Source organism: Thiothrix lacustris DSM 21227 (genome assembly GCF_000621325.1).
Lineage (GTDB): Bacteria > Pseudomonadota > Gammaproteobacteria > Thiotrichales > Thiotrichaceae > Thiothrix > Thiothrix lacustris.
The window spans coordinates 101,453-110,406 of the sequence record NZ_JHYQ01000016.1 but is presented as its reverse complement, the minus strand read 5'-3'; the positions used below and the strand labels follow the sequence as shown (position 1 = coordinate 110,406).

Genomic DNA, 8,954 nt, shown 5'->3' with positions numbered 1-8,954 from the left:
GTCGATACGTCAATGGACTTGCCCTGTTTGCGGTGCAGTCCATGACCGTGACGTAAACGCCGCCAAGAATTTGCAAGAATACGCCGTGAGTTACACGGTGTCTGCCTGTGGAGGGGAAGGCGCTGGCTCTCGGTGTAAGCCGAAAGCGAAACCAGCCCCCGTGAAGCAGGGATTCAACACCATGACTACTTTTAGCTAGCTATAGGTATATTTGGGTAGGTTTGAAATAACGGCAGCCATGAATCACAAAAGCTACCATGATAGCTAAAGACACCTTTTTAACGCCAAATCAGTTATAATGGTATCCAATTCATTTCACTCAGCAGGCTAGCATGAACCGCCTTTCCCTCGTCACCGCTACGGATGTACAGCAACAACTGGCTGATGCCGTCAGGGAGCGGCGTAAGCGCATGAAACTGTCGCGCCGCCTCTTGGCTGAACGCAGCACTGTGCCGGAAGCAACCATCAAGAAATTTGAAACCAGCGGGCAGATTTCCCTGCGGCAGTTCATCCTGTTATGGCAATGCGTTGATCAGCTTGAGCGCTTGGCAGCCTTGGGCAAGCCAGTGGCAGCAAGCCCGCGCAGTATTGAGGAGGTCTTGGGGCAATGAGTCGCTTTACCCCGGTGAATAGATTGGCGGTGTCACGCCGCTTGAGTGACGGTCAGTTGGTATCAGTAGGGGTGCTGGCACAAAACCGTCAGGGGGTATTTTTCCAGTATGCTGATGATTATTGGCAGCGCTATCATAGCTTGTCACCCTTCCAGCTTCCTTTTGATACCGGGTTGCACCAAGCGCCGCGCCAACCGCATGGTGGGCTACAGGGTGTTTTCGCCGATTCCCTGCCGGATGGCTGGGGTTTGCTGTTGATGGATCGGGTCTTCCGCCGTCAGGGGATTTTACCGCAGCAATTGACCGCGTTGGATAGGCTGGCGTACATCGGCAACCGTGGCATGGGGGCGCTTGAATACACCCCGGTTTCTGCTTACATCCCTCTGGATGCTGCTTTGTGGGTGGATGTTGCCCGTCTGGGGCAGGAAGCAGCCCGGATTTTTGAAGGCCAGACCGACACGGTATTGGCGCAACTGGCGAATGCAGGCAGTTCCGGTGGGGCACGTCCCAAGGCGCAAATCTACCTCCAGCCTGATAACCCGGCGCGTGCCAGTACGTTGCCACAAGCCGGGTTGCAGCCGTGGCTGGTGAAATTCACTTCTGCATCGCTGGCGCTGGGGCATGAAGAAGGTTTGTGTGAAGCGGCTTACCTGAGCATGGCGGCACAGGCGGGTATTGATGTCCCGCAATGGCAATTGTTACCCGCAGCGGCTGGGTCGCAGGCACTGGTGTGGCTGGCATTACGTCGCTTTGATTGCCATGCAGCATCCCCCACGACTGGGCGTTATCATCTGCATAGCCTGTGCGGTTTGCTGGATGCGGATTTCCGAATGCCTTCGCTGGATTATGAAGACTTGATCAAAGCCAGCCAGATATTGTGTAAAAGCCCGGCAGTGGGGCAAATCCAGTTTACCCGTGCGGTTTTCAACCTGTTTGCCTGTAATCAGGATGACCACAGCAAAAACTGGGCATTCCTGCTGGATGATGCTGGCAACTGGCGGCCTAGCCCTTGTTACGACATTACTTTTAGCCCCAACCCGCATGGGGAACACAGCACCGCGTTTGGCGGTTACGGCAAAGCACCACCCGTGAAGGTGATGCAGCGGCTGGCACAGCAAGCCAATTTCAGTAGCTGGAAACAGGCACAAGCCGTTATCGAACAGGTCGTGGCTGCGGTGCAGAACTGGGAGACAGTAGCCAGTGGGTTGGGTATCCAGCCAGATACCCGCCAGTTGATTGCGCGTCAGCTCGATAAGGTTTACCAACAGAATAAGTCCCTTTTAACATGAAACTCACCACCCTCACCCAAACGCCCATTACCACCGTCAGCCATAACGCCCGCATCCAGAAGCAAGCGTTAATCACCTACGGTGAATTCCCCCCACTCACCAACTTTTCGCAAGCGACTTTCCCGCCCGGCGAAATCGCCCACGCCCACCAGCACAGTGATATGCTGGAAGTATTTTTCATCCAATCCGGCCATGCTGCGATGACGGTTGATGGCATCGAATACGACCTCCCCGCCGGAAGTTGCATCAGCATCGAACCCGGTGAAATCCACGAACTGCGCAATGCCAGCGCTACCGAGGCCATGCTCGTCACATACTTCGGTGTACAGGTACAGTAAGCGCGGTTCTATGCTTTACCCCTGCAAATAGGGTTTGCTGCTTCTGTGGAAAATTGAAGTGCAGCGATTTATTTTTTGTATAGTATCTATGCACATAAGTAATATTTGACTATCATAAATCAAGGATAGGTCTGTCATTGGCTACCCCTTAAATAGTCATCCATTTGCGAGGGAGTACTAAGCATGAAAGATAAATTGGAGCGCAAATCTGCCGCTTTTCCGATGGTTGCACAAACCGTAGTATTCATGTTGGCAAGCGTTGCTTTACAAGGTGTGACCTTGGCAGCACCTACCACCATCACACCCTACATTAAGTACGATCAATTCGGCTACTTACCCAATATGCGTAAGGTTGCTACGATCGTTGACCCTCAAGCGGGGGTTAATGCCGCAGAATCTTTTTCACCGGGGATAGGGGCTAATCAATACGAGGTACGTCGTTGGTCTGACAATGTCGTGATCTATAAGGGGACATTAAGCAGTTGGCGCAACGGTGCTACGCATCAGCAGTCAGGCGATCGTGGTTGGCAGTTTGATTTTTCCAGCGTTAAGACGCCGGGGTCTTACTATATCTTCGACAAACTTAACAATGTTGGCTCAGGGCGTTTTGAGGTCAGTAACAATGCCTACGGTGATGTGTTAAAACAAGCAGTCCGCACGTTTTTTTACCAACGCTTGAACATGGCCAAACTCGCCCCATACGCTGACACCAAATGGATTGATGCATCTGCTTATGATCGTGCAGGTCAGGATCGTTCTGCCACCAGTCGCTGGGCGAAAGGCAATGCTGCCTCAGCCCGCGACCTATCAGGCGGCTGGATGGATGCAGGCGATACGAACAAATACACCACTTTCGCCCAAAGTGCTGTCTTGCAATTATTGGATGCTTATCGAGCCAATCCCGCTATTTTTGGTGACAATTTCAATATTCCAGAGTCTGGTAACGGCCTCAGCGATTTATTGGATGAAATCAAGTGGGAATTGGACTTCCTAAAACGGATGCAAAATGCCAGCGGTACAGGCGGTTTATTCCTGAAAGTTGGGGTAGATGATTACAACGATATATCGCCCCCCAGTGCCGATACACGCTTACGTTACTACCTGCCAGAATGTACGTCCGCGACCCTCGCTGGTAGTGCAATGTTTGCTTCAGCCAGACAGGTGTTGGTGGGCATCCCCTCCCAAGCCAGTTATGCCAACGACTTGCTGGTACGTGCGGAATCGGCTTGGGTACGCGCCCGCACTATCACCGCCAATTTCAGCCGGTTTGAAGAAAACTGTGACGATGGCGATATTAAAGCAGGCGATGCTGATGTTGACCAAGCAGGCCAACGACAAAGTGCTCTGATTGCCGCCATTTACCTTTATCAAGCCACTGGCAAAGCAGAGTACCGAACCTTTATTGAAAGCCGCTACAGTAGCTTAGAACCCGTGAGCAATAACTGGTGGGGGCCTTACAACCAGCCCCTGCAAGAAGCCCTGTTACGCTATACCAGCATGAGCGGGGTAAGCTCCAGCGTAGCGAGTACTATCCGTACCCAAAAAGCCGCCCAAAACAGCATTATGTCACTCACCGACTACCGCAGTGGTACTGACTTGTACCGTGCTTACTTGCCAGACGCCCAATACAACTGGGGGCATAATGTGGTGAGAGCCAATGTTGCTAATATCAAACATGATTTTGCTAGTTTTGCTATTAACGCCGCTGACGCCAATACTTATAAAGAATTGGCTGAACAACATCTCCATTGGCTGCATGGTAACAACCCGCTGGGTTTGTCGATGCTCAGCAATATGTACGCCTATGGCGCAGAAAAGCCCATCAATGAGCTTTACCATACATGGTTCAATGATGGTACGGTTTGGGATAATGCGCTAACTTCACCGAATGGCCCCGCACCGGGCTATCTGGTTGGCGGGCCGAATAAGTCTTACAGTGGGGCACTCTCCAATATCAGCAACCAGCCTCCTCAAAAAGCCTACCGGGACTGGAATACGGGCTACCCAGAAAATGCTTGGGAATTGAGTGAACCGGCTATTTACTACCAGGCGGCTTATGTGCAACTACTGGCAAGACTCATGTTGCCTCCTGCGTTTGATACGCAAGCGCCTACCGCCCCAACGAGTCTGATAGCCACTAGCACACCGACCACCACAGGTGTTGCATTGGGCTGGGGGGCTGCGACTGACAATGTACGTGTAGTCGCCTATGACCTTTACAATAATAGCAATCTGCTGGTTGCGGGGTTAACTGCTACTAGCACAACCCTAAACACTTTAACTTGTGGTACTGCTTACACCTTCACCATCAGGGCGCGTGATGCTGCTGGTAATATCTCTGCGGACAGTAATTCCCTCAAGATAAACACAGCCGCCTGTTTACCTAAAACTGTGACGCTGTATGACGATGTTCTCAGTAGTGTTTGGCAAGATTGGTCATGGGATGTAACACGTAATTTTGCCAATACCAGTCCCGTTAAGGTTGGTAGTCGTTCTATTCGTGCTGCTTTCTCTGGTTGGGGCGGGTTATCACTGAGCCACAACAGCGGCATTACCACGACGAGTAATACTAAGCTAACCTTTTGGGCTTATGCACCTGTGGCAACAACATTACGTGTCAACATCCAGACGCAAGATAGCGGTGTAGAAATGGGTAATGTGAACATTCAACTTCCTGCGAATCAATGGACGGCGGTGACGTTGACGCGAGCACAATTGGGTAACCCATTGCTTATCAAACGGGTTAACCTACAACTCGGTGAAGCTCAAGCAAAAATAGTTTACTTTGACCAAATTATTATCACTCAGTAAGTGGATCAGTAAACACCTATCATCAGGGCGGGGTAGCGATACCCTGACCCTTCACGTCAAGCCTACCGCTCATCGGAAAAACCGAACAAAAAACGAATAAATGGCAAGTATTTTTGATTTGCTTGTCGTAGCCCTAAACCGTATATTTGGTTCGTGTTTTGTTCGGTTTGTTAGGAAGGAGTTCACAATGCTCACACGACGACAACAGCAAATAATGGACATCATCCAGTCCCTCTACGCCCGGAATGGCTACACCCCTACTTTGGATGAAATTGCCAGCGCTGGTGGAATTTCCACCCGCAGCACGGTTCACCAACATGTGCAGGCGCTGATCCGGGAAGGACGCTTGCACGCAACGTCGGGCAAGCGTGCCTACCGGATGCCCGAAACGGCAGTGGCGCGTCACCCACAAATGCCGTTAAGCCTTGGCTTACCACTGGCAGGCCGTATCGCTGCCGGTAAACCGATCGAGGCAATCAGTGGCAAGGATGAAATCAACCCCGGCGATCTATTCCGTGGCAATGGGCGTTACGTACTGGAAGTGCGTGGTGAGTCGATGATCGACATCGGCATTATGGATGGCGATTTTGTCGTGATCCAGCAACAGGAAGATGCCTGCGATGGCGACATCGTAGTGGCACTGGTGGAGCGTGAGGAAGTAACCCTCAAACGCCTTTACCGCTTAGCAGATGGCTGCATCGAGTTACGCCCAGAAAACCGTACCTTGAACCCAATGGTTTACCCAGCAGAAAGCGTACAGGTACAAGGCAAAATGGTGGGCTTGTTCCGCAGTTATTAGTGAGGAAGCAACAACAGGAGTCGCACGATGAATACAGAAATGGGAGTGAAGACTGAGATTGAAAGACCCGAGAAATTAGACTGGGGGCAGGTGTGGAAAATTACCCGCGCTGTGCTCGTTGTCTGGGCAGTCGCTGTTTGGGTTTTGCTGATTCTCTTGCCGGGGATTGAGCAAATCAAGGACATGGAAACCGCCACCTTACATTTACCTTACGTGTTAATGGGGTTGGTATTGGTGGGAGCCGTAGGGGCAGCGCACAGCTTGCGAGCCGATCGGCATTTGCTGTGGTTTCTGGGCGTACTGCTGATGCTGGCGGGTTGGATATGACATGACAACACTGGCAAAAAAATGGCGTGGTGAAAGTTGCCGCTTCCAACACGCCTGAGAATTCCCGTGTCCACTGAGTAAACGTTTTGACAGGAAGATTTTATTATGACTGATTCCCCTATAAATACCAATATGGATCGACCAGCGCATCTGGTCGCGACCAAATCACTGCGCGACATCCTCGCTGATTTACGCAAAGCGGAGGCTTGGCTATTGATAGCCGCCATCGCAGCGTTTCTTGCTTCAGCGTTTTTTGTGGTGAAATATTTTGTGGGCGGGGCGATGGAACCGCTTAACTGGAGTGGTGAGCAATGGGCAAATGCCTTGCTTGGCCTCAGCATTACGGCCGTCATCACGGCGGCGCAGGCATTTTTGTATTCCAGTGGCTACAAAGGTTCAGCGGCGGTAGTGGCGACGGTGATTGTGGTATTTTTCGGATTATTTTCGGAAGTATCTCAATCGATGGAGCGTGAAGATGCCACGGTGCGCCACCGTTCTGAAAACTCCCCGGTGTTTCAAGCGGCACTGGGCAGTATCCAAAACCTGAGTGCACAAGCAGCCCTGCCTTCTGGTCGCTCGCAACAACTCGCTGCCGCTAGCGGTGCGGTAGCCCAACACGAAGCCGAGCTGGCCGCCTGTCATGAGAAATACCGTACTGCCAGCCGCATCCAACAATGTGAACGTTACGAACATGGCAAAATCGCCGAAGCGCGAGGAGCAGTCGCGAGTGCTGAAACGGCGGCGAGTGGTTCAGCAGCGGTGGTTGGTTCGGCACTGAGTGCAGCGATTATGCAAGCCAAAACGCTGGAGTATGACGAAGACAAGCATTACGCCATGATTCGTTTACTCAAGGGGTTGTTCAATATCGGTGGCATTTGGGCATCGTTTCTATTCTCGATGATTATCATTGGTACGTTTGAATATGCCTTTCATTTTGTTGGCAGTCATGTGGCTGATCACCGGCGTGCCTTGTTGCTGATGGGGCGTGATACCCACGGTGATGTGATCCACACCGAGACCCGTGATACCGCAACGAGTGATGCTGCTATCAGTAGCATGACGGGCAATGGCATTCCCCGTGATTTTGGGAATGAAGCGCGCGAAACGTATCTAAACCAGATAACCCCAGAAGCAGCACGCCCAGAACCGCTCGAATCCAAAGTGCATGACCTGACCCGTGAACGTTTTTTCAAGCTGATTTATACTGAAGTACGTGCCCGCATCCTTAATGGTGAGGTCAAGCCTACGGTGCGTCCCGTCACGGAGGCGGTGACCCAGACGATTCGTCACCATACCAAAGCCCTGGGTTTGCAGCCATCGTTGATTGGTAAACCAGAACGCCAGAAAATAGCCGAAAAAATCCTCGAAAAATTAGAACGGGAAGCTGTGCTGGAACTGAATCCAGAGAGCGGTGTCGGAAAGTCAAAGTATCTGTTGGCAAGCCAGTGGGCGAATCAACCCGTAGCGGAATCCCCGAACCCCAGTAGTCAGGCTATCGGGTAAACCGTGCAGACTGGCTAGCATCAGGTTATGATAATTAGGGGCTATTGACGATCCGGCTGCATTGTTCGCCGGAATCGTCTATATAAATGATTAACTTAGACTGTCTGCGCGGAACTGTCATGACATACAAAACACTTGCCGTTACCACGGGGCTGTTGCTGGCGGCATCCCTTTCCTTGCAACCTATCACTGTCGCAGCGGAAGTGTCCTATGGGCCGGTCAAAAATAATGACACCTTATGGGACATTGCCAGCCGTCGCCGTCCATCCTTTGATATTAGCGTGCCACAGATGATGGCAGCCATTCAGGCGCAAAATCCTCATGCTTTTGTGGGTGGGGATATGAATGTGTTGCGTAAAAATGTTTACCTGAAAATTCCGATGGTGCTTGAGGTACAGCAAAGTGCTGATAAAAAAGCTAGCCAAGCCAGCCTTCAAAGTGAAATTCAACAACTACGCACCCAACTTGCCGAAGAGCAAGCCCATAGTGCGACATTGGCAGAGCAACTTAAACAGTTGCCTGAGACGCCATCGAAGGATGATCTTGTTGTAAAGTTGCAGACTGAACTGGCAGAGCTGCAACAGCAGTTGCAAGCCAAAGATGCCCGCATCGTCGAATTACAAGCCGCTTCTGTGCAAGTGGCTGCCTTGCCCAATACCTCGACGAGTGACCCAGCAGGTAATACGCCAGAGCAAACCCAACAAGCCGACGCTACCATGCAGGCAGAGCTGAAGGAACTCAAGGAATTATTGGAACAGCGGGACACCCATATCCAAAACCTGCAAGCCTCCTTACGCACTGCCAGCATTTCGATCAAGCGTCAGTATGCCGAAAGTGAGGCATTACATGCCCGTCTCAACACATTGGACCCGAATAATACGGTCGCTGCTTTGCCACCTCCTGTTGAGCTAGGTGAAGCTTCAGCACCCAGTTTGACGCTAGCGGGCAATGAGGAACCACCCGCTGTAACAGCACCACCATTGGCTGATGGAAGCCCTCCCGTGTTTGCTGATCAGCTTGCTGAGCCAGCTAAAGCTAACCCTAACAGTGGGCAACCGGTGTCTTTACAAAATATGTTGGCGCAAAAAGTGAATAGGAATGCGACAGGAGAAGAGGGTGATGCAGTACCGCCGCCATCCCGTGTATCACTGGTTGTGTCATTGGTCTCGTTGATGTTTGTATTGTCACTGTTGTGGCGTTCTTTGTCCCAGCGTCGCGCTTTAAATAAGGAAGAGGCTCGCTTGAGGGCAGAACTGGAGGCTTAATATCGTTACTG

9 protein-coding genes are annotated in these 8,954 nt (G+C 51.5%); all 9 read left to right on the top strand.

Annotated features, from left to right (window positions below; all coding sequences use genetic code 11):
• Positions 1–199 (top strand): zinc ribbon domain-containing protein (locus tag Q394_RS21905; RefSeq protein ID WP_156946789.1); only part of this gene is annotated, 199 nt, incomplete at its 5' end.
• 133 nt (positions 200–332) lie between these two features.
• A complete protein-coding gene (locus tag Q394_RS0109005; RefSeq protein WP_028489005.1) occupies positions 333–611 on the top strand; it encodes a helix-turn-helix domain-containing protein in 279 nt (92 codons plus the stop codon).
• Complete coding sequence (locus Q394_RS0109000; protein WP_028489004.1) at positions 608–1,900, top strand: type II toxin-antitoxin system HipA family toxin; 1,293 nt, start codon at positions 608–610, stop codon at positions 1,898–1,900. Before Q394_RS0109005 ends, Q394_RS0109000 begins: the two co-directional genes overlap by 4 nt.
• Positions 1,897–2,238, top strand: coding sequence for a cupin domain-containing protein (locus Q394_RS0108995; RefSeq protein ID WP_028489003.1), 342 nt, complete (start codon positions 1,897–1,899; stop codon positions 2,236–2,238). Before Q394_RS0109000 ends, Q394_RS0108995 begins: the two co-directional genes overlap by 4 nt.
• Before the next feature lie 183 nt (positions 2,239–2,421).
• Positions 2,422–5,049 carry a glycoside hydrolase family 9 protein gene (locus Q394_RS19650; protein ID WP_051543172.1) on the top strand — a complete coding sequence of 876 codons (2,628 nt, stop codon included), beginning with the start codon at positions 2,422–2,424 and terminating at the stop codon, positions 5,047–5,049.
• 187 nt (positions 5,050–5,236) lie between these two features.
• Positions 5,237–5,848: a transcriptional repressor LexA gene (gene lexA / locus Q394_RS0108985; RefSeq protein WP_028489002.1), complete on the top strand. Its 612-nt coding sequence runs from the start codon at positions 5,237–5,239 to the stop codon at positions 5,846–5,848.
• 27 nt (positions 5,849–5,875) lie between these two features.
• Entirely contained in the window at positions 5,876–6,175 is a 300-nt protein-coding gene (locus tag Q394_RS0108980) for a hypothetical protein (protein WP_028489001.1), read from the top strand.
• A gap of 105 nt (positions 6,176–6,280) precedes the next feature.
• Positions 6,281–7,678, top strand: coding sequence for a hypothetical protein (locus Q394_RS0108975; protein WP_028489000.1), 1,398 nt, complete (start codon positions 6,281–6,283; stop codon positions 7,676–7,678).
• Positions 7,679–7,797: 119 nt separating this feature from the next.
• Entirely contained in the window at positions 7,798–8,943 is a 1,146-nt protein-coding gene (locus Q394_RS0108970) for a FimV/HubP family polar landmark protein (protein WP_028488999.1), read from the top strand.
• The last annotated feature ends 11 nt before the right edge of the window (positions 8,944–8,954 follow it).

Excerpts from the sequence above, each read along its gene's own strand:
- Q394_RS0109000 (WP_028489004.1), top strand. The coding sequence starts at position 608 with ATGAGTCGCTTTACCCCGGTGAATAGATTGGCGGTGTCACGCCGCTTG.
- Q394_RS19650 (WP_051543172.1), top strand. The coding sequence starts at position 2,422 with ATGAAAGATAAATTGGAGCGCAAATCTGCCGCTTTTCCGATGGTTGCA.
- Q394_RS0108995 (WP_028489003.1), top strand. The coding sequence starts at position 1,897 with ATGAAACTCACCACCCTCACCCAAACGCCCATTACCACCGTCAGCCAT.
- Q394_RS0108970 (WP_028488999.1), top strand. The coding sequence starts at position 7,798 with ATGACATACAAAACACTTGCCGTTACCACGGGGCTGTTGCTGGCGGCA.
- Q394_RS0109005 (WP_028489005.1), top strand. The coding sequence starts at position 333 with ATGAACCGCCTTTCCCTCGTCACCGCTACGGATGTACAGCAACAACTG.
- lexA (WP_028489002.1), top strand. The coding sequence starts at position 5,237 with ATGCTCACACGACGACAACAGCAAATAATGGACATCATCCAGTCCCTC.
- Q394_RS0108975 (WP_028489000.1), top strand. The coding sequence starts at position 6,281 with ATGACTGATTCCCCTATAAATACCAATATGGATCGACCAGCGCATCTG.
- Q394_RS0108980 (WP_028489001.1), top strand. The coding sequence starts at position 5,876 with ATGAATACAGAAATGGGAGTGAAGACTGAGATTGAAAGACCCGAGAAA.